The sequence below is a fragment of the Streptomyces sp. ITFR-16 genome (assembly GCF_031844705.1).
In the GTDB taxonomy this organism is placed as follows: Bacteria; Actinomycetota; Actinomycetes; order Streptomycetales; family Streptomycetaceae; genus Streptomyces.
Map to the genome: position 1 here is coordinate 45,268 of NZ_CP134610.1, position 22,561 is coordinate 67,828.

The 22,561-nt window shown below is 68.4% G+C and carries 22 protein-coding genes and 3 pseudogenes; 10 read left to right on the plus strand and 15 right to left on the minus strand.

Going from position 1 to position 22,561, the window contains the following annotated elements; all coding sequences use genetic code 11:
• Positions 1-53 precede the first annotated feature (53 nt).
• Genes RLT58_RS35130 through RLT58_RS35145 form a run of 4 tightly spaced genes read right to left on the minus strand, consistent with a single transcriptional unit; the run spans position 54 to position 4,172 of the window.
• Positions 54-1,316: a glutamate synthase-related protein gene (locus RLT58_RS35130; protein WP_311314780.1), complete on the minus strand. Its 1,263-nt coding sequence runs from the start codon at positions 1,314-1,316 to the stop codon at positions 54-56.
• Positions 1,313-2,335 (minus strand): asparagine synthetase A, encoded by a 1,023-nt coding sequence (locus RLT58_RS35135; RefSeq protein WP_311314781.1) that lies wholly within the window; start codon positions 2,333-2,335, stop codon positions 1,313-1,315. The genes RLT58_RS35130 and RLT58_RS35135 overlap by 4 nt, the downstream gene beginning before the upstream one ends.
• Positions 2,332-3,621: a methylaspartate mutase gene (locus tag RLT58_RS35140; RefSeq protein WP_311314782.1), complete on the minus strand. Its 1,290-nt coding sequence runs from the start codon at positions 3,619-3,621 to the stop codon at positions 2,332-2,334. The genes RLT58_RS35135 and RLT58_RS35140 overlap by 4 nt, the downstream gene beginning before the upstream one ends.
• Positions 3,618-4,172, minus strand: a complete 555-nt coding sequence (locus RLT58_RS35145; protein WP_399132027.1) for a cobalamin B12-binding domain-containing protein — start codon at positions 4,170-4,172, stop codon at positions 3,618-3,620. Before RLT58_RS35145 ends, RLT58_RS35140 begins: the two co-directional genes overlap by 4 nt.
• 237 nt (positions 4,173-4,409) lie before the next feature.
• On the opposite strand from RLT58_RS35145, the gene RLT58_RS35150 reads away from it, so the two are divergent.
• A complete protein-coding gene (locus RLT58_RS35150; protein WP_311314783.1) occupies positions 4,410-4,679 on the plus strand; it encodes a hypothetical protein in 270 nt (89 codons plus the stop codon).
• 132 nt (positions 4,680-4,811) lie between these two features.
• Positions 4,812-5,024 (plus strand): MbtH family protein, encoded by a 213-nt coding sequence (locus RLT58_RS35155; RefSeq protein WP_311314784.1) that lies wholly within the window; start codon positions 4,812-4,814, stop codon positions 5,022-5,024.
• Between the two features lie 77 nt (positions 5,025-5,101).
• Here RLT58_RS35155 and RLT58_RS35160 read toward each other — a convergent pair whose 3' ends face one another.
• Both RLT58_RS35160 and RLT58_RS35165 read right to left on the minus strand, forming a co-directional pair.
• Positions 5,102-6,025, minus strand: a complete 924-nt coding sequence (locus RLT58_RS35160) for an ornithine carbamoyltransferase (RefSeq protein ID WP_311314785.1) — start codon at positions 6,023-6,025, stop codon at positions 5,102-5,104.
• 100 nt (positions 6,026-6,125) lie between these two features.
• The gene (locus tag RLT58_RS35165; protein ID WP_311314786.1) at positions 6,126-7,487 is read right to left on the minus strand and encodes a helix-turn-helix domain-containing protein; all 1,362 of its coding nucleotides are present in this window, start codon (positions 7,485-7,487) and stop codon (positions 6,126-6,128) included.
• Positions 7,488-7,673: 186 nt separating this feature from the next.
• Between RLT58_RS35165 and RLT58_RS35170 the strand changes: the two genes are divergently transcribed.
• A complete protein-coding gene (locus RLT58_RS35170) occupies positions 7,674-10,721 on the plus strand; it encodes an AfsR/SARP family transcriptional regulator (protein WP_311314787.1) in 3,048 nt (1,015 codons plus the stop codon).
• 82 nt (positions 10,722-10,803) lie between these two features.
• Here RLT58_RS35170 and RLT58_RS35175 read toward each other — a convergent pair whose 3' ends face one another.
• Both RLT58_RS35175 and RLT58_RS35180 read right to left on the minus strand, forming a co-directional pair.
• The gene (locus RLT58_RS35175; RefSeq protein WP_311314788.1) at positions 10,804-11,034 is read right to left on the minus strand and encodes a hypothetical protein; all 231 of its coding nucleotides are present in this window, start codon (positions 11,032-11,034) and stop codon (positions 10,804-10,806) included.
• Positions 11,035-11,204: 170 nt separating this feature from the next.
• Positions 11,205-11,636 (minus strand): hypothetical protein, encoded by a 432-nt coding sequence (locus RLT58_RS35180; RefSeq protein ID WP_311314789.1) that lies wholly within the window; start codon positions 11,634-11,636, stop codon positions 11,205-11,207.
• A 280-nt stretch (positions 11,637-11,916) separates the two neighbouring features.
• Between RLT58_RS35180 and RLT58_RS35185 the strand changes: the two are divergent.
• Positions 11,917-12,102, plus strand: a pseudogene (locus RLT58_RS35185) (transposase); the annotation flags it as partial.
• Here RLT58_RS35185 and RLT58_RS36195 read toward each other — a convergent pair.
• The 5 genes and pseudogenes from RLT58_RS36195 to RLT58_RS35205 all read right to left on the minus strand — a co-directional run bounded on the left by RLT58_RS36195 (position 12,047) and on the right by RLT58_RS35205 (position 16,188).
• Positions 12,047-12,322, minus strand: a complete 276-nt coding sequence (locus RLT58_RS36195; protein WP_399132056.1) for a transposase — start codon at positions 12,320-12,322, stop codon at positions 12,047-12,049. The pseudogene RLT58_RS35185 and the gene RLT58_RS36195 overlap by 56 nt on opposite strands.
• Before the next feature lies 1 nt (position 12,323).
• Positions 12,324-12,475, minus strand: a pseudogene (locus RLT58_RS36200) (transposase); the annotation flags it as partial.
• Between the two features lie 122 nt (positions 12,476-12,597).
• Positions 12,598-13,608, minus strand: coding sequence for a YdcF family protein (locus RLT58_RS35195; protein WP_311314790.1), 1,011 nt, complete (start codon positions 13,606-13,608; stop codon positions 12,598-12,600).
• 86 nt (positions 13,609-13,694) lie between these two features.
• A complete protein-coding gene (locus RLT58_RS35200; RefSeq protein WP_311314791.1) occupies positions 13,695-14,147 on the minus strand; it encodes a hypothetical protein in 453 nt (150 codons plus the stop codon).
• A gap of 856 nt (positions 14,148-15,003) precedes the next feature.
• Positions 15,004-16,188 (minus strand): LuxR C-terminal-related transcriptional regulator, encoded by a 1,185-nt coding sequence (locus RLT58_RS35205; protein ID WP_311314792.1) that lies wholly within the window; start codon positions 16,186-16,188, stop codon positions 15,004-15,006.
• Positions 16,189-16,439: 251 nt separating this feature from the next.
• Between RLT58_RS35205 and RLT58_RS35210 the strand changes: the two genes are divergently transcribed.
• Together RLT58_RS35210 and RLT58_RS35215 are read left to right on the plus strand one after the other, a co-directional pair.
• A complete protein-coding gene (locus RLT58_RS35210; RefSeq protein ID WP_311313306.1) occupies positions 16,440-17,525 on the plus strand; it encodes an S-(hydroxymethyl)mycothiol dehydrogenase in 1,086 nt (361 codons plus the stop codon).
• Positions 17,525-18,154 carry an MBL fold metallo-hydrolase gene (locus tag RLT58_RS35215; protein WP_311313307.1) on the plus strand — a complete coding sequence of 210 codons (630 nt, stop codon included), beginning with the start codon at positions 17,525-17,527 and terminating at the stop codon, positions 18,152-18,154. The genes RLT58_RS35210 and RLT58_RS35215 overlap by 1 nt, the downstream gene beginning before the upstream one ends.
• Before the next feature lie 9 nt (positions 18,155-18,163).
• Here the strand turns inward: RLT58_RS35215 and RLT58_RS35220 are convergent.
• Positions 18,164-18,307: pseudogene (locus tag RLT58_RS35220) on the minus strand (pseudouridylate synthase); the annotation flags it as partial.
• A gap of 510 nt (positions 18,308-18,817) precedes the next feature.
• Here RLT58_RS35220 and RLT58_RS35225 point away from each other — a divergent pair.
• The 4 genes from RLT58_RS35225 to RLT58_RS35240 all read left to right on the plus strand — a co-directional run bounded on the left by RLT58_RS35225 (position 18,818) and on the right by RLT58_RS35240 (position 22,007).
• A complete protein-coding gene (locus RLT58_RS35225) occupies positions 18,818-19,939 on the plus strand; it encodes an SDR family oxidoreductase (RefSeq protein WP_311314793.1) in 1,122 nt (373 codons plus the stop codon).
• The gene (locus RLT58_RS35230; protein ID WP_311314794.1) at positions 19,936-20,172 is read left to right on the plus strand and encodes a phosphopantetheine-binding protein; all 237 of its coding nucleotides are present in this window, start codon (positions 19,936-19,938) and stop codon (positions 20,170-20,172) included. The genes RLT58_RS35225 and RLT58_RS35230 overlap by 4 nt, the downstream gene beginning before the upstream one ends.
• 8 nt (positions 20,173-20,180) lie before the next feature.
• Positions 20,181-21,395, plus strand: a complete 1,215-nt coding sequence (locus tag RLT58_RS35235) for a beta-ketoacyl-[acyl-carrier-protein] synthase family protein (protein WP_311314875.1) — start codon at positions 20,181-20,183, stop codon at positions 21,393-21,395.
• 141 nt (positions 21,396-21,536) lie between these two features.
• Positions 21,537-22,007 carry a winged helix DNA-binding protein gene (locus RLT58_RS35240; protein WP_311314795.1) on the plus strand — a complete coding sequence of 157 codons (471 nt, stop codon included), beginning with the start codon at positions 21,537-21,539 and terminating at the stop codon, positions 22,005-22,007.
• A 12-nt stretch (positions 22,008-22,019) separates the two neighbouring features.
• On the opposite strand, the gene RLT58_RS35245 is transcribed toward RLT58_RS35240, so the two are convergent.
• A complete protein-coding gene (locus tag RLT58_RS35245; protein ID WP_311314796.1) occupies positions 22,020-22,538 on the minus strand; it encodes a hypothetical protein in 519 nt (172 codons plus the stop codon).
• Positions 22,539-22,561 lie beyond the last annotated feature (23 nt).

The window sequence follows — 22,561 nt, forward strand, 5'->3', positions numbered from 1 at the left end:
GGGTATCGCGTATGTGGTACTGAGGTGGGCCAGGCGACGCCGGGCACCGGCTTTCAGGATTCCGGCAGGAACAGGTCCTCCGGATCCAGGGCGTTCACGTGGTACTTGCCGACCGCGCTGATCAGCATGCGCAGTTCGAGGGCGAGGGCCTCGACGAGACGGGTCAGACCGGCTTCGCGGTCTTCGTCGACCGCGAGCAGGGCGGCGCGGCCGAGGCCGACGGCGCGGGCTCCGAGGGCGAGGGCCTTGACCGCCCGGGTGCCCTCCCACATGCGCCCGCTGGCGAGCAGGCAGTAATCGGTGCGCCCGACCCGGCGGAGGCAGTCGGCGAGTGGCAGGCCTACATCGCTGAGGAAGGCCGTCGGCGCCCAGGCAGTGCCACCCTCCGCGCCGTCGACGGTGACGGAGTCCGCTCCGGCCTTCCATGCGGTGGCTGCGGCCTGTGCCACGTCGCGGCCGGGATGCAGTTTCACCCACACCCGGGCGCGGGGGAAGTTGTTGCGCATGAGGCGGATCTGCTGGCGCAGGATCTCCTCGGTGAAAGTGCCGGGGCTGGCGACCCTCAGGACTCGGTCGCCGCCGGTGCCGTACACCTCGTCGAGGGCGAACTGCTCGGCGATATGGCCTGCGCTCTCGCGGCTGAGGAGGGTGAGTCCGCCGAGGCCTGGTTTGGCTCCCTGGCCAACCTTGAGTTCGAAGGCAAGGCGACCGGTCGCAAGGAGCGGTTCGCTGACCGGGTCGCTGTAGACGAGGTTCCAGACTTCGGCGTCGGCGTCCTCGGTGGACTGCTGGACCACGACTCCCCCGTGCTCCTCGTCGACGGCCTCCGCGTAGGCGGCGATCCGGCCGAGAAGCGGCGAGACGCCGTTCTCACCGGCACTGCGGTAGCCGTTGACAGGGACGACGTTCTCACCGATGACCAGCGGTATGCCGAGCATGCCGGCCTGGCGCCCGGCGGCCTCGCCGAGGTCGCGGCTGGCGACCTGGGTGGAGCCGAAGGCCGACACGTACAGCGGCAGCCGGCTGGTGAACCCACCGACGACGGTGTCGAGTTCGACGTCGGTGTACAGCGGTTCGCGGGCGAGGTCGATGAGCTTCTTCAGCCGTTGCGGCATGAAGACCGGAGGCACGATCCGCATCCGCTCCAGCAGATCGTCCGGGGCATGCGGGGCCCCGCCGTCCGACGGCGCGGGCACGGAGCCGAGCAGTTCGCTGCCGTAGCCGGACTCGGCCGGGAAGACGGCTCCGGCGCCCTGCCGGGCGCGCAGACGGACCTGCTTCTCGGGGAAGCCGTCCGCGACGAGTGCGGTGGTCATGCCGAGACCACCCCGGGCAGCTTGGGGTAAGCGCTGGCCTGCCAGACGGCCTGTCGTCCGGTGACGTAGCGGGTGAATCGCTCCAGGCCGATGCCGAAGCCGGAACTCGCGGGTATTCCCCGGCGAGCCAGGTCCAGGTACCAGCCGTACTTGGCGGGGTTCTCGCCGGTCTCCCGCATGCGGGTGACGAGGCTGGCGTAGTCGTGCTCGCGCTCGCTGCCGCTGGCCAGCTCACCGTAGCCTTCGGGGGCGATGAGGTCGAAATTCCGCAGGATGCCGGGCTGTCCGGTGTCCTCCTTGTCGTAGAAGCCGCGTGAGCCCTTGGGGTAGTCGGTGATGAAGAAGGGACTTTCGGCACGGGCAGAAGCGATCTCCTCGCCCTGCCAGTCGATCTCGGCGGCCGGGTCCTGCGGGTGGCCCAGGTCGATCAGCTCTGTGGTGGCCTGCCGGTGGCCGACGCGGCCGAAGGACGCGGCGACGGCCGTCCTCAGGGCGTCTGTGTCCCGGCCGAGCAGATCGAGGTCGCCCGGCAGGCCGGCCAGAACGTCGGCGACGACATGGGTGACGAGGTGCTCGGCGAGGTCCATCGCGTCCTCGCGGCGGGCATCGCGGATCTCGACATCGATCTGATGGAACTCGGCGAGGTGGCGGTGGGTGACCGCCGTCTCCAGCGGCTCCAGGCGGACGTTCGGCGCGATGTAGAAGATCTTGTCGAAGGCGAGCAGAGACGCCTGTTTGTACAGAATCGCGCTCGTCATCATCTTGTACTTGTGGCCGTAGAAGTCGACGTCCACTTGCTTCGACCCACGGATGCCGGGGTCGGTGACCGGGCCGATGATCGGCGGCAGCAGTTCCTGGAAGCCGTGGGCCGTCAGGAATGCCCGGGCAGCGGTGAGCATGCGGCTCTGCACGCGCAGGGTGGCCCGGGTCAGCGGGTCGGTGAGGTGTGCGTCGGGAGAGGAAGGGAAGGGCAACGGTGCCTCGTCCACGACCTCGGCAATGTTGACGGTCACAGTCATACCTCCTGAAGGAGCGGAACGGCGGGGGTGCGGTCGTCGTGGTGGGAGTGGTCGTCGTAGCGGCGCTGAACGAAGGTCAGCGCGTCGTGGAGTCCGGCCGCGGTGAGTCGGGCACCGCGCAGGCCGGTGACCCGCCCGATGGGCATGGCACCGATGTCCGACCAGGTCAGCCTGCCTGTTTCATCGATATGACTGCGAGATCGGCCCGCGTTGTCGGGGTGCAGGCAGAAGGGAACGTCGAGGTATCCGCGCTCGAAGGCCTTGAGCAGCGCGGTGCCGAGGTCGGCGTCCAGATCGAGGACGGCGTCCACGAGGGCCCTGGCCTCCACGTACACGGGGTTGTCCGCCGGGTCGTCGGCCCCGTCGGCCCCCTCAGCGGCGCGGGCCGCCGCGAGGGCCGCGATACGCAGGGCGCGGACGTTCTCGGCGACGGTGGGGATGCGGTGCGCTTCCGCGGCCGTCTTGACAATCAGTCGCTGAGCGCCTGCCGTGACCGCCAGCGCCGCGGAGTCTTCCAGGAGGGTGTGGGCGCCGCGGGTGGAGCGGGGGTAGACCCCCATGTAGGTGTACACCACGATGTGCCAGTCGGTCTCCGGCAGAAGGTCGGCAGCCAGCCGGCGAAGTGCGCGTACCGCCTGCTGGTCTTGCGTGGCACTGGTCTGCTGGGCATAGCTCAGCGATATGGAGCGCAGTCCTGCCCGGTGGAAGAACACACCCTCCAGGGCACTGATCGCCACGAGCAGACCTGGCGGACACAGCTGGCCCAGCATGCAGCCGCCGAAACTCTCCAGGTGCGGTTCGGCGCCTTCGGCGCGCAGGGCTGCCAGCTGCTCGCAGGTCTCCTGCCAGTTGCGGACGGAGTCGACGAGTGGGGTACGGCCGTAGGGCAGGCAGTATGAGATGGGGCCGCCCTCGGTCGCGGTGAGGCCGAGCCGGGCGAGCGCGGCGACGATCCGCTGCGGGCGCGCCGAACCATGCCGGACCTGGACCGGGAAACGTGCCTCCTCGATTCCGTCGAGCACCCAGCGCGAGGTGCCGGGGCTGTAGGAGGTGATGGGGTATCCGTTGAGCGGGACCCCCCGGCCCAGGGCGCGGACCGCGGATGGTTCGTCACCGACCCGGGTGTAGCTGTCGATGGTGAGGGTACCCGCGACCGCATCGGTGGCAGCCTTGGTGGCCTTCAGCCCGGCTCGCATTCTGGCGGGCTCGGAGAACCCCATGCGAGGCTGGACCACGAGGGCGCCCCGGGCCCGGGCGGCGGCCACGAACCTTCCGAAGGACGTCACCGTGCCGCCTCTTCCAACTGAACAGCCGGCGCGAAGGGGGGCACGACTGCCTCCTGCGCGGGTGGGCCGGCCGAAGCGGCCGGTCCTCTGTTCGCGGCCAGGGCGGCGATGAACTCCTCGAAGGCGCCGAGGCCCTGGTCCTCCTCGAACACCGCGTTGAACCCGGCCTCGATGAGCCTGCGGCCGCTTCCGGCCCGGCCTTCAGCACCGCGGACGCCCAGCTTGCCTCCGATGACGGCAGGCAGCCCGGTCAGTTCCCAGCGCGAGCGGATTGTCCGGATCAGATCTTCGGCGTCCTGGAAGCCGTGGCCGTTCACACTGCTCACGACCAGCAGGTCGGGCTGGAACTTCCCACAGGACTCGATGATCTCGTCCCGGGGAATGCACGGGCCCAGATTGACGACGTGGTGTCCCAGGTCTTCGATCAGCAGTTGAATGAACACGAGATTCCAGGTGTGGGCATCGGACGGTAGTCCCGTGACCATCACGTCCAGCGGCCCGGATCGATCTCGGGACGCCACTTCCGCATGCTGCATCATCACTTCGTCCACATCGTGGGGTGCCAAGTGGGAGAAGGAGGTCCTGGACCGCTCTGAACTTCCCTTCTGCATCGATCGTAGGAACGCCGCGAGCAGCTGACCGGCGCCCGGGGCGGCAGCCGGGCGGCAGTTGCCGACGCCGGTCCGCTCGCCTTACACGGGCCGCCCTACAGTCGGATTCCACCGCCGCGACGCCGGCCGGAGCGGCATCCGGGAGCACATGTCCGAGACACCCTGAGGAGTGGACCCATGTCCCAGATCGCCCCTACCGCGAAACTGGCCGCGGCCCTGCTCGACGCCATGTCCGAGACCGATCGCCACGAGCCTTTGGGGGAGGCGAAGTTCGCCGTCCTCGAAGCGGCGATCCAGTTGATCGACGCCGACCGCCCGGAACTGGCCGACCAGCCGCACCAGCGCACGGAGCTGCTGCGCGAGGCACTCGGCTCGGTGCGGGCCGCCGCGGTGGCCACCGGAATCGCCGTAACACGCGCCCATGAGGTGTCGCGCGTCCTGGTGTGACCCGCCCGTCGGCCGACGGGCTGCCGCCCAATTGCCGCACAGGCTGCCCGAACCGGCGCGCGCCGTCTCGTAACGTCGAGACACCGGTGCGGCACCGGATCCCCGTTCCTCGGACTCAGCAGAGGTGAAGCCATGGCTACCAATCCGTTCGACGACGCCGACGGTCGTTTTGTCGTCCTGGCCAACGACGAGGGCCAGCACTCGCTCTGGCCCGCCCAGATCCGCCGCCCTGAGGGCTGGCACCTGGTCCGCGAAGAGGGCAGCAAGCAGGAGTGCTCCGACTATGTGGAGGCCAACTGGACAGACCTGCGCCCCCGCTCGGTGATCACTGCGATGGGCGGCTGACCATAGGGCGCACGCGCCGGGGCGGCGTCGTTGCGGGCTCGGACGAGCCCGCAACGACGCCGCCCCGGCGCGTGCTGTCAGTGCTCACCGACCACGCACCACTCCAGGACAGCCATCGCGGCGGTCATCTTGTGGAAGGCCTGACGCCAGGCGAGGCTGTGTTCGCCGTCAAGCACCTCGTCGGAGACCTCCTGGCCACGGACGGCCGGCAGATCGTGCAGGAAGACCGTGTCCGGGCCGCTGTAGCGCTCGAAGAACTCCCGGTCGATACCGAACCCCTCAAAGGACGAAAGCCAGTTCGGGTCGGCCTTCGGCACGCCCATGGTCTGCCAGCGGCTCGTGTAGACCGCGTCGACAGGGCCCTCGACCGAGGCCGGGTCGGTCACCCGGGTCACCAGGTGCTGTCCACCACTCAGCTTGTCGACCAGATCCATGGAGTCCTGGGGCACCTCGTACCCCTCGGGCGACAGCAGCGTCACCCGCAGTCCGGGGGTGAGCGCACCTGCCAGCGCGAGGGCGGCCCCGGAGCTGTTGCCCTCGCCGACAACGAGGATGTGGCGCCCGGCGAGCTCGCCGAACCGCTCGGCGAGCGTGGCCAGGTCCGCGATGGCCTGGGTGGGGTGCTCGTCGAGGCTGAGAGCGTTGACGACCGCGAGGTCCCGGCTGCTGCCGAGGCGGCGCATCTCCGCCACATCGCCGTTGGTACGGACGACGAGAGCGTCGAGGTACTGCCCGAGGACGCGGCTGGTGTCCTCCACGGTCTCCCCCGTCGTCAGCTGGAGCTCGTCGGGACCGAAGGTGATGACATCGGCACCGAGCCGGGTGGCGCCACTCCAGAACGATGTGCGGGTCCGAGTGGAGGACTTGCGGAAGTAGATGCCGACCTGGCGTCCCGTCAGTGGCCGGTCGGCAACCTCACCGGTGCCGAACTCGACGGCGCGGGCGACGATGCGGGCGAGCTGCTCAGGCGTGAGGTCGGCGAGCGAGATCAGGTTGCGCATGGCGAGAATGCCTTTCTGCGAAGAGCGGGAATGAGCGGGAGGAGAGCAAAGAGCAAAAGAGCAGAGGAGGAGGCGCGCGGGGGCACGAGGGCGGGAGCTTTCAGGAGACCAGCGTCGGGGACCGTACGAGGAGGGCCGTGCGCTCGGCGGCGGGCCGCCGCACGAGGTGGAGCACACCGAACCGCGGAGTTCCGTCCTCACCACCGGGCAACCGCCGCACCAGCCCACGCAGCATCAGAGCGTGCACGTCTCGTACGACGGCTGCCGGAGAGGCAGAGAGTTCGGCGGCCGCCTCATCTGCGCTCCACCCGTCGGCCAGCACACTCAAGCCGGTCAGAAGGGCGGCCGGGCCGTCGTCCAAGGCGGCGACGGCCGCACTGAGCTGCGCGGCGAATCCGTCACCCGCCTCGGTGCCTGAAGCGGTCACATCGTCCACGACGTCCAGCGGCACGGTCCGGGCTGTCTTCAGCAGCTCTGCGGGTGAGCGCAGCAGGAGCCAGGAGGCCGCAGCCTCCATGGCTCTGGGGACCCCGTCAAGGGCGCGGCTGATTTCGGCTGCCGTCCGCACCAGGGAGTCGCTCGGCAGCAGGTCGGGACGCATATGACTGACGTGCGACAGCATCAGCTCGACGGCCGGCTGCCCAGCGGTCAGGGAGTCGCCCGGCAGAGAACCGCCGGCGGCTTCGGCCCCTGCTGGGGCGGGCACGGGGAGTGGGCCGAGCGGCAACAGCCTGCTGCCCGGGGTGCGGTGTGGTTCCCGCGTCGTGATCAGCACCTTGAGGCGGTCGCAGGCGTGGAGCAGTTCAAGGAGCGGGGCCGCGAGTCGGGACGCGCCGTCGTGGCCGTCGAGCACCAGAAGGGTTACCCGGCCGCCTATTACGGAGGAGAGCTCTTCCAGACCGGGGCCGCCTCGGGCGACCGAACGCGCCCAGCCCCCCAGCGTGGACCTCGGGCTGCGGAGCGCCGCTGGAGGCGCGTCCTCGTTCATGTCCACCCAGACAACCGGCGTCCGGTCGCGGCTGTGCAGTGCCAGAGCCGCCTCCTGGGCCAACCTGGTCTTGCCGACCCCGGCCAGACCCACCACACTGAACAGCCGCTCGTGCTCCGTGGCCAGCAGGGCAGTCAGCGCCCGCAGCTCCTCGGCGCGTCCTATCAGTCGGCGCAGCGGCCTGGGCGGCGGGGCGAGTTCGGCTCCGTACGTCTCGCGCATGACTGTGCCGGCCTCGGCGCCTTCCACCGCGAGCTCCAGAGCGGCGCGGCGGGCGTCGCTCAAGTGCATGGCACCGGCGAGCAGCCGGAGCGTCGCGCGTCGCGGGTGCAGCACCCGCCCCTGTTCCAGGTCTCTGATGGCACGCACACTGACGGTGGACAGACCAGCCAGCTGCTCCTGGGTGAGCCCGGACCACTGCCGTGCGGCGCGCAGCTGTTCGGCGAGTCCGTCCGGCGACGCCTGCTCGGTCATGACCAATCTCCTTGGATGCGTGGTGGCCTCGGTGCGAGGGCCGCGAAGGAGTCGGCCTCGTGGTGCACACAGTGGCCGTGGCGCATACCGTTCCCCTACCGGCTCGTTCCCGAGCGCCACGGGACGAGCTAAGATCCAAAATCACCGTCGCCGTCAGGGTGGACGAGTGGCCTGGGGGAGGAGGCGATGACCGCTGCCGAGATCGGATCGCTGCGTTTCAACGTGCTGGGTCCCTTGGAGGGATGGTCGGGCGGTTCACGGCTGCGGCTGGGGGGACTGATCCAGGAACGGGTGCTCGGCACTCTGCTTCTGGAGCCCGGACGAGTGCTGCCGATCGGCCGTCTCGTGGAGTCGGCTTGGACAGAGGACCCGCCGGCGACCGCTTCCCACCAGGTACGCAAGGCGGTCGCCGATCTTCGACGGCGCATCCCCGCAGGCAGCGACGTCATCGTTACGGACGGCCCTGGCTATCGGGTGGTGCTGGGATCCGAGCAGCTCGACTTGACGGAGTTCAGCGCCCTGGTGCTGGCCGCCCGCGACGCACCGGCCGAGGGCCGCGCGATCGACGCGGTCGAGGCGCTGCGCCGGGCGCTCGGACTGTGGCGTGGACCGATCCTCGCGGGTGCCGGAGGCTCCGTGATCGAGGCGGCAGCCACTGTTTTCGAGGAACGTCGGCTCACTGCGGCTGAACAGTTCTTCGAACTGCGTCTTGGCCTGGGCGAGTCCACCGAGCTCGTCGTTGATCTGCGAGACCTGGTACAGGCCCATCCACTGCACGAGTCGCTTCGCGCTCAGCTGATGCTGGCCCTCTACCGCTCCGGACGCCAGGCCGAGGCGCTGGAGGAATACAGCCGGGTTCGCGAACTCCTGGTAGAGGAGCTGGGAGTCGACCCGGGGCCGCGCCTGGCCAAGGTGTACGAGGGGATCCTGCGCGACAGTCCGGAGCTGGCCGTACCCGCTCCCGCCACCGGCCCGGCCCCGTTCCCCCGCCCGGACCGGGCCTCGCCGGAGGCTCCGTGCACCCTGCCCTACGACCTGGCGGACTTCACCGGACGTGTCGCCGAACTGCAGGAACTACTGGACTCCGCGAGCCTGGACTACGCGCGTCATTCGCGCATTGTGGCCCTGGACGGCATGGGCGGAAGCGGGAAGACTTCCCTGGCAGTGCACGCGGCGCACACTCTGGCGGGCGACTTCCCCGACGGCCAGCTCTACATCGACCTGCGCGGATACACCCCGGGGGAGCAACCGGTGACCGCGAGCGGCGCGCTCGACAGCCTGCTGCGCGCGCTGGGCGTGCCGGGCGCCCGCATCCCCGAGGACGCCGCAGGGCGCACAGCCCTGTGGCGGTCGGCCGTCGCGGGGAAGAGGCTGCTGCTGCTCCTCGACAACGCGGCGGACGCGGACAGTGTCCGGCCGTTGCTGCCGACATCGCCCGGCTGCCTGGTGCTGGTCACCAGCCGTGCGCGGCTGATGGACCTCGACTCGGCACAGTGGATTTCGATCGATGTGATGTCGCCGGCGGAATGTGCGGCGCTGATCGCCGAGACTCTGGGCGAACACCGGTATGCGGCGGAGCCCGAGTCGGCAGCCGAGCTGGCCAGGCTCTGCGGGCACCTGCCACTGGCCCTGCGTATCGCCACCGCCCGGCTGCGCAACCGGCCCCGCTGGACACTGCGGTACCTGGCAGACCGGCTGCGCGACGAGACACGCAGACTGGACGAGCTGAGTTCAGGCCAGCGCAGCGTCGCGGCCACCCTGCGGCTGTCGTACCAAGCCCTACCGCAGGACTGCCGTACGGCGTTTCGCAGTGTGGCCCTGCATCCCGGCGGTGACCTTGACGTGCATGCGGCCGCCGCTCTCCTCGACACGGACCCGATGGACGCCGAAGGCATCCTCGAACTTCTCCTGGACGTGCATCTGCTCCAGCAGCCGGAGATCGGTCTCTACACCCTTCACGACCTGGTCCGCAGCTTCGCGCAGAGCCTGCGGACTCCGGCGACGGACTCCGCCGACGAAGACGCGACCCGCAGGCTGCTCGACTACTACCTGGCGGTGACGGAGTCGGCCTGCCAGGTAATGTTCCCGGGCCGACGCCACCTCCCCACCGGGGTGGCGGAGGTGGAGGACACCGAGGCATGGGCGTCCCGCCTGCCATGGTTCGCGGACAGCGGGCAGGCCGGGCAGTGGTTCGCGCGGGAGCAGGGAGCACTGCTCGGCGCGGTCGGCCTGGCGGACCGCGCCGGACACGACCGCCACACGGTGTTCCTCGTCCGCAACCTCGCCTTCCAGCTCAGTGCGCGTGGCCAGCTGGAGGAGTTCCGCTCGATGGGCCTTGTGGCGGTGGCCGCCGCGCGCCGTCTCGGCGAACTTCCCCTGGTCGGCGTCAGCCTGTCGAACCTGGGTGTCGCCTGTTGGAAACTGGGCCGCTTCGCCGAGGGCATTGAGGTCGCCACGGAGGGCCGGGATGTCGCCGAACGCCTCGGAGACGTGCAGACGCTGGCCCACAGCGAAAGCACCCTTGGCCAGCTCAACAGTCTGCTCGGCCGGTTTCCGCAGGCACTGGCCCATCTGGAAAAGGCGATCGGGCTCCAGCGCGAGCTGGGCGCCAGCCGGGCTGAGGCCGAGAGCCTGACTCTCCTCAGCACGCTCTACGAACAGTGGGGTCGGCATGAGGAGGCTGCGTCGGCGGCCCGTCGCGCGATCAGTCTCTGCGACGAACTCGGTCGGCATAAAAACAAGTTGGTAGCCCTCACCGACCTGGCTTTCGCTCATGCGTGCCTCGGTGACGACGAGGCTGCGAACATCTGCCTCAACCAGGCGCGCGAACTGTGCGCCGAAGACAGTGACCCGGGCCAGGTGGCGCTCACGTTCGCTCTCTTGGCGGAGGTGACCCACCGGCTGAATCGGCCCGAGCAGGCCATGCAATACGCAGACCTCGCCATTGAAACCATAGGACCAAACGTTTCTCTGCTCCGCAGAGCGAAGGTCGAGAACACGGTCGGCCGCTACTTGTTCAAACGCAAGGAGTACGCGGCCGCCCTCAGCCTTCACGAGCGGGCCCACAAGGCGGCGCATTCCCTGGACTTCCGTATCGAGGTCGCCTATGCCTTCTCCGGCATGGCCCGGTCCCAGGCCGCCCTCGGTCTCACCGAGGACGCGGCCCGCAACGAACGCTCTGCTGAGGAACTCTTCGACCAGATGGACGTCCCCGCCGACCGGCGACGCAGCTGACCGCAGCCCCGAAGATGTGAGTGCCCCGCCCCCATCCCTGATGAGGGTTGGGGCGGGCACCCACACGCACAGGAGAAGGCACTCAGACGGCGAGGGCGGTAACGCCGCTCTTGCCGATGACGGTCGGGCCCTGGTCGTCGGTCGCGCCTGCCTGCACAGCACTGTCCTTGCCGATAACCGTCGGGCCCTGGTCGTCAGCGACCACGTGGACGCCGGCCGGCTGGGTCTGCGCGTGGCCCACCTCAGCAGCGGCTCCCAGGCCGAAAGCGAGGGCGGCGACGATCCCGACGAGTCCGGCCGACTTGCTTCCCATAACCTGTCCCCTTTGCACGGTTTCCGCAGTTTCTGTTTCCCGACACCACGTACTTTCCGGGGACCCGTTCCCGGACCGTTCCCGACGCGATACCGCCCTTCGGGACGGCACCGGAACGCTCCAGGAAATGCCTGCTCAGTCTGGGTGAAGGCACCTCTCCATAACCGCTGTCAGCCCGATGCGGGCCTCCTCTCACGGGCGAACACTGTCGCGCCGCCGTCGAGACAGCAGCTGACCACGCGCGGACCCCGCTCGGTGAGGACCACGGTGGTGCTGACACGCCCGGACCCGACGTCCGCGAGGTCCAGGAAGGCGCGGACTGTGGCGCGCAAGGTTGCGACCTCATCCTCGTCGGGCGCACCGGAACCGGATGGGACCGCGCCGATGTCTCTCCGAACGCTGATGCCCACCACTGTGTGCATGCTGTTGTCACTCACGGTATCGACACGGTACTCAGGCCCGTCCCAGGGCTCGTCCACGTCCATGCAAGGCGCGGGCCGCACCGGCGGGTCATGCTCGACCGACCGTTCGATGGCGGACAGCTCCTGAAGGATGTGGCGCAGCCCCTCAGCCACATCGAGGCGGTCCGGGGGTTCCCTCATTGAAAGACTCCTCTTGCAGAGAACTACTCCCGCAGAGTCGGCCTCCCCGGTCCCGTTTCCCTCCCGCTCCGATCCCTACCAGCACAGCACGGAGCACCTCTTCGGGTGACTGCGGCGATTTCGCGGAAGGCAGTCCCGGACTCGCCGAGGCTCGCCGGGGTGGTGCGGCCGATACGGGGAGGCCAAAGCCTCTGTCTGCCGGCGCCGAGACCAAGGGCCTTGACCCTGGATCTTGGACACACGAGACACTGCATCCTGAGAATCTGAGGACGGGCATTTCGTGGTCATGAAGAACTATCCGCCGCGGTTCGAGGCGGACGCGGTCGCGCTGTACCAGTCGCGGCCCGAGACGACGATCCGGCGGATCGCTGCCGATTTGGGGATCGACCCCGAGACCTTGCGGAACTGGGTCAGGGCGGCTGGTGCGAGCCGGCCGCGGGGCCGCCGGGCAGAGGTGTCCACCGAGCTGCCCACGCCGTTGGAACCGGCCGCCGGCCCCTGCCGGAGCAGGCCGGGGTGCAAGGCTGTGCGCCCTCGGGCTGCGCGGTGGCTGTGGTCGAGATGCCCACCGCGCAGTCGAGTCCGCGTTCCTCCAGGCCGAGCCGGAAGGCGACGGTATCCCCGTAGCCGCCGTCGGTGACGGCTGCATATATGCCAGGCCAGCCGGGCCCGCGCATGCGCCGCATCCCACGGGCTGGAGGTGACGAAGTGTGCCGGCGCCTGCCGGTTCCCGTCCTCGCCAAGGCGGGCAGCCACCGGCTCCACCGACTTCCGCCCGCCATCCAGCAGCAGTCCCCGCCCCACCGGCGCTGATCCACCCGCGCGAACGGCTCGAACATCTCCGCCGCGAAGTCCTCCAGATCACACCGGGCCGCAGCCGACTCCTCACTCAGCACACTCAGCCAACGACACGACCGATCAAGAAGACACACCATCACAGAGCGCACATGGCCGAGCTCTACTAGTGTCCTACCCCCACCAGGACTGCGAACGCGACAAGCAGTACGCACATCACAGCGTTGACGATCCGGTGCTCCCAGAAGACCGCGACGAACTCTCTCAGTGTCGCGCTCGGCCAGAAGTACGCGGCGGTCGGCGAGCCGATGACCTGGCCGCGCACCTGTTCATGCCTGGCCGTCATGGCCGCGCGGAACGCGTGAAAGTTGTTGGTGACCAGGACACATACATAGTCTTCATCCGCCGCCCGCATCAGACGACGGCTGAACCGCAGGTTCTCGGATGTCGTACGCGAATCGGCCTCTCGGAGGATGAGGTCCGGATCGACTCCCTCATCCACCAGCCACTGACCCATCGCCTCGGCCTCCGGAAGATCCTCGTCCGGGCCCTGCCCCCCGGAAACCAGGAGTACAGGAGACCTGGCGCCACGTGACACCTGCTCCCGCCGCACCCGCATACCGGCTCGCAGGCGCGAAGCGAGCAGCGGAGGGACACGGTTGCCGCCAACCAGCCCCGACCCCAGCACGACCACGAAGTCCACGTCGCCATGGACCTTGATCCGCCCGTAAAGAAAGGCATAGCCGAGAAAGCACAGGAAGAGAAAGGCAACGTAGCCGGTGATCAGGACGACGGCCAGAATGAAGGACTGGTAGGCATCTGATCCGGAGACGTAGTCGGCGGTGGTCACCAGTACGAGGACGGCCAGGATCCCGACTCCGGCGAGACCCGAGAGCAGATTCGCCGGCCTGCGCCCTTCTTTGCGGATCATGGTGAGTCCGTTGACAACAAGAAAGCCCCCGAGCACCACGATCGCCAGCGCCGGAACAAAGAAGACCAGGGAGTACACCAGGACCGCCTGACTGCTCGGCAGCCGGTCAACCTGGGTCAGCAAGGCGAACGAAAGACTCAGCAGCGTCAGGCCGAGCAGGACCGCGTTGCGGAACTGTCTCCGGTCCTGCCGCACACCCCAGCAGAACCAAAGAAGAAAGCCTGCTGACGGCATGAATGCGAGCATGGAGATCCTCTGGTCACGAGTCGCCCGCGGAGCACACGGCACGAAAGGAATTGGATACCGCACAAACTGCAGTTGACGCGTCACGACTAGGAGCTACGGTTACCCTCGACCCAGTCAGCGTTCGTCTGCCAGGCATACAGGGTGCGATGGTCCAGTACCGCGTAATACGAACCACAACGCACCTGGGCACGGGTGGCCAAGTCCGAAGGAAACCAGGAGGCATTGATCTCCGGGGCCGGCGCGTCCCTCCCGCCGAGAGGCTTGCACGATGTCGGCAATCGGCTTTCAGCGAGACTTGCTTTAAGAATGCGCTGGCCACCGGTGGTGCGCATGGCGTACTCGACCGAAGAGGCGTCATCCGGAAGCCAGCGTGGCACGGAATCTCGTGCGGCCTTCGCCTCCGCGCCGGTGGCATAGGACGACATCTCCTCGTGGCGCCCCTCGTACCACTGCCGGGCCTCGGGCACGGCGACCGCCCCCGCAACCCCGAACACCACTACGGCAGCCATCACGCCCATCACAACGCCACGCATCATCATCTCCGTTCAAACATAACCACTCAGGAACCCATCACTTTCATTCTTACTCACACAAACACCATAAACGTCATATGCTGCTCTCGGCTGCCGGCAGCGCTGTACAGGCGGGTACCGATGCCAGTGGCGACAGCAGTGGACCGGCCACGCTGGGCAGCGGGTTCCTACTCCCGACCGCCTACCTGGTGCAGGCATCCACCGAGGAGATCGTCTGTCGCGGGTATCTGCTGCCCAGATTCACAGCACGCTGGGTATGGCCGTCGGGGATACCGTAAGTTCCGCAGCATTCGCCTGCGCGCACATGATCAATTCCAGTGCCCCGATGGCGTACACGGCGATGGCCTTCCTGCTCGGCCTTGCACTTTCGTTGTGGGCGACGGCAGACGCGACCCTGTCGCGGACCTGCGCGTTTCACACCATCTCGAACTGGCCGGCTTCCCAACCTGCTGGACAGCGGTTCCGGAGACATGTCGGCCACCTCCACGATTCAGACCGCCACGGTTCCTCTGGTCGTCATGGCATCAGTTGCGCTCGCCGCGCTCTGGAGCATCCGTCGCAGCTCTCACGAGAGAAATAGATACGGCCTTTAAAGCGAGAGAATCAAGGAAGAAACTACCTGGAAGAATCCTGACGCCCTGCCCTGATTTCCCTCCGCCGCACAATCCCCATAGCGACACCCATGCACCCATCCATGGCCTTGATCGCACATCAAGTCGGGATTCTTTCGGACCGGGTCCCGGCAATAGCCGAACAGCTCAGTCGATCAGCGTGGCGCCCATCCCATCGCTCTCTTCATTCCTCTGCCACTTCCCCCTGGGCCGGCGGCGAATGCGCTTCCAGCCGGTGGTCGCGCCGAGCGCTACCGCAGGCCGGCTTCGGTGGCCACAGTTGCCGCGGCGGCCCGGGAAGTGACGCCGAGCTTGCGATAGATCCTGCTGGTGTGGAACTTGACAGTGTTCTCACTGATGCTCAGCTGTGCCGCGATCTGGCGGTTGCGGCGACCGGTCGCGAGCAGCCGCAGCACCTCCGCCTCCCTGGGCCCCAGACCCCAGGAACTTGGCAATTGTTCAAGTGACCGCGCGGCATCGAGCGGAAGTCGCACCTCTATCCGGGACCCCCAGTTGTCGATTGCTTCCAGGTCGAGCAGGCCGCCGAGCGAGGCGGCACGGGCGGTGAGCTGTCGCACGGCTGGAAGCTCGCGGTTCAGGCGGCCAGGGCCGTCGTCGCGCACAGACACGAGGAGATTCGTTCCGTCGCAGTTCCAGTGGACCCTTACCTTCGTCACCTCCTTCTGCTCCTTCATGAGCAGGACGGCACTACGCACGATGGCTCGCGCCGCATGCGCCACTTCTCCGGGAAGTGCACGGCCGTCGGAAGGGGGTTCAACGAACTGGATCTGCAGTTCCTGGTAGCGGCTCAGCGGAAGCAGATCACTCTTGAGTCTCTCAAAGGCGGTGACGACCGGCTCCTCGGCAATGGAGAGCACGAGATCACCACCGGTACGCGCACGGATGAGCGCTTCTGCGGCAAGTTCAGTGGCCCTCGCCCGCGCGGTCCTGTCGTCGAGGTTCCTGCTGCGCAGCGTGGCGAGCAGTGATTCGAGGTCGGTACTGTGTTGGTCAGTCAGTTCCGCGGTGACCTCCAACCGCTCATTGGTCACGGCTCGGGACTCGCGCAGGTAGTCCGGGCTCGCCTCGGCTACGAGGTGGGCGATGCAGCCGGCCGCCACATTCCACAGGGCTCGTGAGTGTGTCAGGCTGTCGACGACTGTCGGGGACCCGGGTGCGCAGAGGACGAGGATCGCTCCGGTGTCGGCTCCGAGCACGGCAATCGGCTGTGTCCGGCCGCCGATCTCCGCACGCCCCGTCCACAAGCCGTGAGACGCCCTCTCGCGCAGTGCGTCCAGTTCCGAGATCGTCACGCCTTCGATGATCGCCAGGTTGCCCGCCTTCTTGCGAGGTCTGCCAGTGCATTCATCCGTGAAGATCACCAATGCGTCGTGCGGCCATATGGGCAGCAACGCCATGTGCAGGCGATCGGCCACGTCCCGGAGCCCCGCTGTCGCCACGGAGGTCATACAGGAGGCCAGACTGGCGCTGGAGAGAGGAGAAAGCGATTTGGGCATAACTCGACATTAGCCCTCCGAGACACCCATGTGCCTGCCTGAACGGGTAGGCAAAATGCCACATTGGTTGGCTGCGGGTCATCAATCCGGTGGGCAAGGTGGAGGCGAAAGCGTCGCCGGCCACTTCACCGACGCCGGCAGCTACCCACCATCGAGAGCGAGAATGCGGAATGGCGCAGCACGTGCAAGGGGTCATCGCACCGGGCAAGAACGAGCCGGTACGCGTCGAGACCATCGTGATTCCGGACCCCGGCCCCGGTGAGGCCGTGGTCAGGATCCAGGCCTGCGGCGTCTGCCACACCGACCTGCACTACAAGCAGGGCGGAATCAACGACGACTTCCCCTTCCTCCTCGGCCACGAGGCCGCGGGCGTCGTGGAGTCCGTCGGCGACGGCGTCACCGACGTGGCGCCGGGCGACTTCGTCGTCCTCAACTGGCGTGCGGTGTGCGGCCAGTGCCGCGCCTGTCTGCGCGGCCGCCCCTGGTACTGCTTCGACACCCACAACGCGAAGCAGAAGATGACCCTGCTGGACGGCACCGAGCTCTCCCCGGCCCTCGGCATCGGCGCCTTCGCCGAGAAGACCCTCGTCGCCGCCGGACAGTGCACCAAGGTCGACCCCGAGGTCTCCCCGGCCGTCGCCGGACTCCTCGGCTGCGGCGTCATGGCGGGCATCGGCGCCGCCATCAACACCGGCCAGGTCGGCCGCGGTGACTGTGTCGCGGTCATCGGCTGCGGCGGCGTCGGCGACGCCGCGATCGCCGGCGCCCGGCTGGCCGGCGCGGCGAAGATCATCGCCGTCGACATCGACGACCGAAAGCTTCAGACGGCGAAGACGATGGGCGCCACCCACACCGTCAACTCCCGCTCCACCGACCCCGTCGAGGCCATCCGCTCGCTCACCGGCGGCAACGGCGCCGACGTCGTCATCGAGGCGGTCGGCCACCCGGAGACGTACAAGCAGGCCTTCTACGCCCGCGACCTCGCCGGCACCGTCGTCCTCGTCGGCGTCCCCACCCCCGAGATGCAGCTCGAACTCCCGCTGCTGGACGTCTTCGGCCGCGGCGGCTCGCTCAAGTCGTCCTGGTACGGCGACTGTCTGCCCTCGCGCGACTTCCCGATGCTGATCGACCTGCACCAGCAGGGCCGCATCGACCTCGGCGCTTTCGTCACCGAGACCATCGGACTCGGCGACGTCGAGCAGGCCTTCGCCCGGATGCACGACGGCGACGTCCTGCGCTCGGTGGTGGTCCTGTGATGGCCGCCCGCATCGACCACCTCGTCACCTCCGGCACCTTCGCCCTCGACGGCGGCGAGTGGGACGTCGACAACAACGTCTGGATCGTCGGCGACGACACCGAGGCGGTCGTCATCGACGCCGCCCACGACGCCGCCGCCATCGAGACCGCGCTCGGCGGCCGCACGCTCCGCGCCATCATCTGCACCCACGCCCACAACGACCACATCGACGCCGCTCCGGCGCTCGCCGCCGCGACCGGCGCACCGGTCCTGCTCCACCCCGACGACCTGCCGCTGTGGAAGCAGACCCACCCCGACCGCGCCCCCGACGGCGAACTGGCCGACGGCCAGGAGATCCAGGTCGCGGGCGTGACGCTCACCGTCCTGCACACCCCAGGCCACGCCCCGGGAGCCGTCTGCCTGTACGCCCCCGAGCTGTCGACCGTCTTCACCGGTGACACGCTCTTCCAGGGCGGCCCCGGCGCCACCGGACGTTCCTTCTCGCACTTCCCGACGATCGTCGGCTCGATCAGGGACCGGCTGCTCACCCTGGACCCCGCCACCACCGTCCGCACCGGTCACGGCGACTCGACGACCATCGGCGCGGAGGCCCCGCACCTGGACGAGTGGATCAGCCGCGGCCACTGACGGCCGTGCTCACCCCCGCGGCCACGCGGAGAGCCGCAGCCCGCTCTCGAAGCGGTGCGGCTCTCCCGTGACCGGATCGGTGAACTCCAGCACCCGGGCCAGGAGCTGCAGCGGACGGGAGAAGTCGTCGGGCGCGGCGTCCGGCGCCACCACCTGCGTGGCCCCTCGCTACGGTGGGCAAGCACCGCAGCAGCCCTCCCCAAGACAGTTCTCCCCCAAGACCTGCGGCCATCCGCGCGGTACCCCCGGAAGGGGTGAACCAGCGGGGCGCGACAGCGCAGGTGTCCGGGCTGCGGTCGGCTGGCGCACCCAGGACCGCCTGCGAAGAGCAGGGCGATATTTCGTTCTTTAACCGGGCGCACAACTTGAAAGACGTTCTGCTACCGCACGCCCTGCCCGTGCCTCCCGTGATGTGATGCACTTGGTACGTACACTGATCTTTTGCCTGCCCGCGTCCGCATGTCTGCACCGTCGGCATCTGTACAGCCGAAGCAGTTCCACAGCGGCCACCTTGATCCCTGTCCATCCGATATTCGCAAGACGGGGCCTGCTCTTGACGCCGAACGGGCCTTCGGGCACTGCGGCCCCTTATCTGGACAGAAGACACCAAAGCGCGCCTAAACGCCGACGTGCTGCCCTGTTTCTCTTCTCAAGGGAGGCTGTGTGCTGTTACTGACCGGCGCCACCGGATTCCTGGGATCGCGTCTGTGCGCGGAACTGCTGCGCCGCACAGACGAGGACATCACCTGTCTGGTACGCGCGGAATCCGCTGGTCCCGCAGATATCCGGCTCCGTGAGCGACTGCGCCGCCAGGACCAGGACATCGCGGACTCCGGACGCCTCCACGTGGTAGCAGGCGATTTCTCCCAGCCGTACCTGGCCCTGGACGTCCCGTCCTACCAGTCCCTTGCTCATCGGACCCGAGTGGTCTACCACTGCGGCGCTTCGGTGAACATGGCGGCCGCCTATCAGGATCTCGCCCCCGCCAACGTCGCCGGTACACGGGAGATCCTCAAGTTCTGCCGCGCGGCAGGAGCCGACGCGCTGCACTTCGTCTCATCACTGGGAGTATTCCTCTCCTCCCGGGCCGTGGGACTGACCGTGGTGAGCGAAAGCACGCCGCCTTCATCCGGTACATGCAGCGAGATCGGATACCCACGTTCGAAGTACGAGGCCGAGCAACTGGTCCGGGCCGCGTCCGCCTCCACCGGATTGCACGCTCGCATCTACCGCCCCTCGCTGGTACTCGCAGACTCACGCGACGGAGCCTGTCCGCACGACGACTTCACTGCCTGCCTGCTAGCTGCCGTGGTGGCCACAGGAGCCTTCCCCCACACCGACAGCCACCTCCCGGTCATCACCGCGGACCACGCGGCACAAAGCATCGCAGCCTTGTCCCTGGCCGGTGCCGGACCGGATTCATATCCCGTCACCCGTCCGACACCCCTGCCCGTCATCGAATTCGCCCGCCAGGCAAGAGCATTCGGGTACAGCGTCACCCCCACGACCTCCGCAGAGTGGAACGACCGCCTCAGATCGCTCGGCTCGAACCGCGCGGCCCTTGCCATGCGCGCCCTGCCCATCTCCCGCTACCTGCTCGGACTGCGAACGGATACCCAGCCACCCGACTTCCGCGTCGGCGCAACCACCGCACTGACCTCCCGCCTGGGCATTCGTTCCCCGGCCACAGACCACTCCTACTTCTCACGAGTCTTCACCCACCTCATCAACAGCAAAGTCCTGCCCCCGCCCAGGTCACCAGCATCCCCACGGAGGTCCGCATGACCACGAGTGATCCCTTGCGCATCGCACTTGAACGCGCCCTGACCGACTTCGAAGTCCTCCCCGACGCACTGACCGACGAAGCAACCCTGGAAGACCTCGGCCTGGACTCACTCGCCGTGGTGGAGCTGACCGACCGGCTCGCGACCGACCTGGGGCGTGACCTGGCTGACGACACCCTGCAGCCGCACATGACACTGCTTCACGCGGTCACCGCGCTCCGCTCCCCCCGGTGACCACGGACATGCCGCCGACACCTCAAACCGTTGTCACCGGCCTGGGAATCGTCAGCTCTGGGGGGACAGGAACCGACGCGACGTGGCAGTCGCTTCTGGCAGGCCGGCCCACCGCCCGCGCCATGCCCCTCACAGCCGAGCAGACGCCCCTGCCCACCTGCCGAGTCCCCGACCACGACAGCGCCCGCCGCGTCTCCGGCGCCTGGGCCCGGCGCACCGACCGCTACAGTCAGCTGGCCTTCACCGCCGCCGACGAAGCCCTCGCCGCAGCCCGGCTCGACCCCGGCTGCTGGGAACCCACGCGCGTCGCCGTCGTCATGGGAACCGCGCTCGCAGGTGTGGCCACCCTGCAGTCCCAGATCACGCACCAGATACGAGGCCGCAAAGTCTCCCCTCTGACGATCCCGATGTTCGCCCCCAACATGCTCCCTGGACAACTCGCCCTGCGCCTCAACGCCACAGGACCGAACCTCGCGGTCGCCACCGCCTGCGCGTCAGGAGCAACCGCCATAGGCATCGCTGCTCAGATGATCGATGCCGGCACCTGCGACATCGCCCTCGCCGGAGGCAGTGAGGCACCCATCGCTCCTGTCGTGACCGCCGCGTTCACACGTATGAACGCCTTGGCCGCACCCCGGGCCGACCCCGGCGCAGCGTCACGCCCGTTCGACGCCGACCGCGACGGATTCGTCCTGGGCGAGGGGGCAGCGGTACTCGTCCTCGAACACTCCGTCCACGCCGCAGCCCGCAAAGCCACGGTTCTTGCACGCCTGGCTGGATTCGGGGCCACCGCCGACAGCCATCACATCACCGACCCTCACCCCGACGGCGCCGGACTGAGCCAGGCCATCGCCATCGCTCTGCGCCAAGCCGGAGCCTCACCACTCGACGTCGACCATGTCAACGCCCACGCCACTGGCACCCTCAAAGGCGACGCCATCGAGGCAGCCCTGCTGGAGCGTCTCTTCGGACGTCACGCCACTGTCACCGCGCCGAAGGGCACGCTCGGGCACACCCTTGGAGCTGCCGGCGCCATTGAGGCGGCTCTCACCGTACGAGCCGTCGCCGAGCAACAAGTCCCTCCGACGGCCAACCTTGACCGCCCCGACTTCGACCTCGATTTCGTCACCGGCACCCCGAGAAGTCAGCGCATCCGCCTCGCGCTCACCAACTCCAGTGGCTTTGGCGGCCAGAACACCGCCCTGGCCTTCACCTCGTCCTGACAGCGAGCACCGCCGTGCCAGGGCATGGCCGAAGCCGAGTCAGACAGCATCATCGGCATCACCCTTGACCTCAACTCCACTTGAGTTTCTACGGTGCTCCCATCAGCGATCTTCCACGATCACGAACGAGGAGCACCGCACATGACCACGACCCAGCACACCCCCGACGCCGAGCTCGCCGCGCAGCCGGCCGCCTACTGGACCGGCGTGGCGTACGAGGCGCTCATCGCGTTCACTCGGGCGCGGCAGGCCGAGTTGGGGTTCAGCCAGCCGCAGTTCTGGTTGCTGCGCAATCTGTCGGAGAACGATCTGTCGCCCGACGGGCGCGGGCGAACCGTTTCCGAGCTTCGGGAGGCCATGGAGTCCTACCTCCGGGCCGAGGACGACCTGGCGGCCGAGGCGGATGTGCTGGTGGAGCGGGGGTGGCTCCGGCGGGACGGTGAGGGGCGGGTCTGGATCACCTCGGCGGGGGAGGACGCGCGGGTCGGGCTCAAGGCGCATGCGCCGGCCATCCGGGCCCGGATCCACGAGGGGATCGACGATGCCGATTACGTCACCGCGCTGAAGGTGCTCCAGCGGATGATCCTGAACACCGGGGGTTCGCTTGGCTGAGCGCCGGGCCTGTCAGGCGGGGCGGCGCACCACGTAGGCGGTGCCCACCCCTTCCGGATCGGGGGAGTCCGCCTGGATCGCGAGGCTCGGGGCGGCCGTGGTGAAGTCGAAGCTGTTCCTCATCGACTGCGCGCAGTCGACGCGCTCGGTGGTTCTGGCGGAGCCCGAGACGGCTGTGAAGGTGACCTTGCCGTCCCCCGCGCATGCCACCTCTATCCGCAGGGCGGTGCCGGACTTGACGGTCTCGTCCACGTTCATTCCGGGGATCGCGAGAGAGCCGGACGAGACGAGGTCCTTGTCGTCCCAGTCCGGCTCGCCCGTCCCGTTGAGCACGTCGCGGGCCATCTTGTCCAGACGCTCCCGGTCGGGCCGGGGCGTCGGCTGCGGCGCGGGGGTGGCGGTGGCGGCCGCCGTCTGCCGGGGCTGCGGAGCCTTCGGCGTCGCGGACGGGCCGGAGCAGGCCGTGGTCAGGCCCGCCAGCAGAGCGACGGCGGCCAGTACTCTGCCGGTGTGGCGGGTGAAGCGGTGCATGAGGTCCCCCGGAGTGCGCTGCG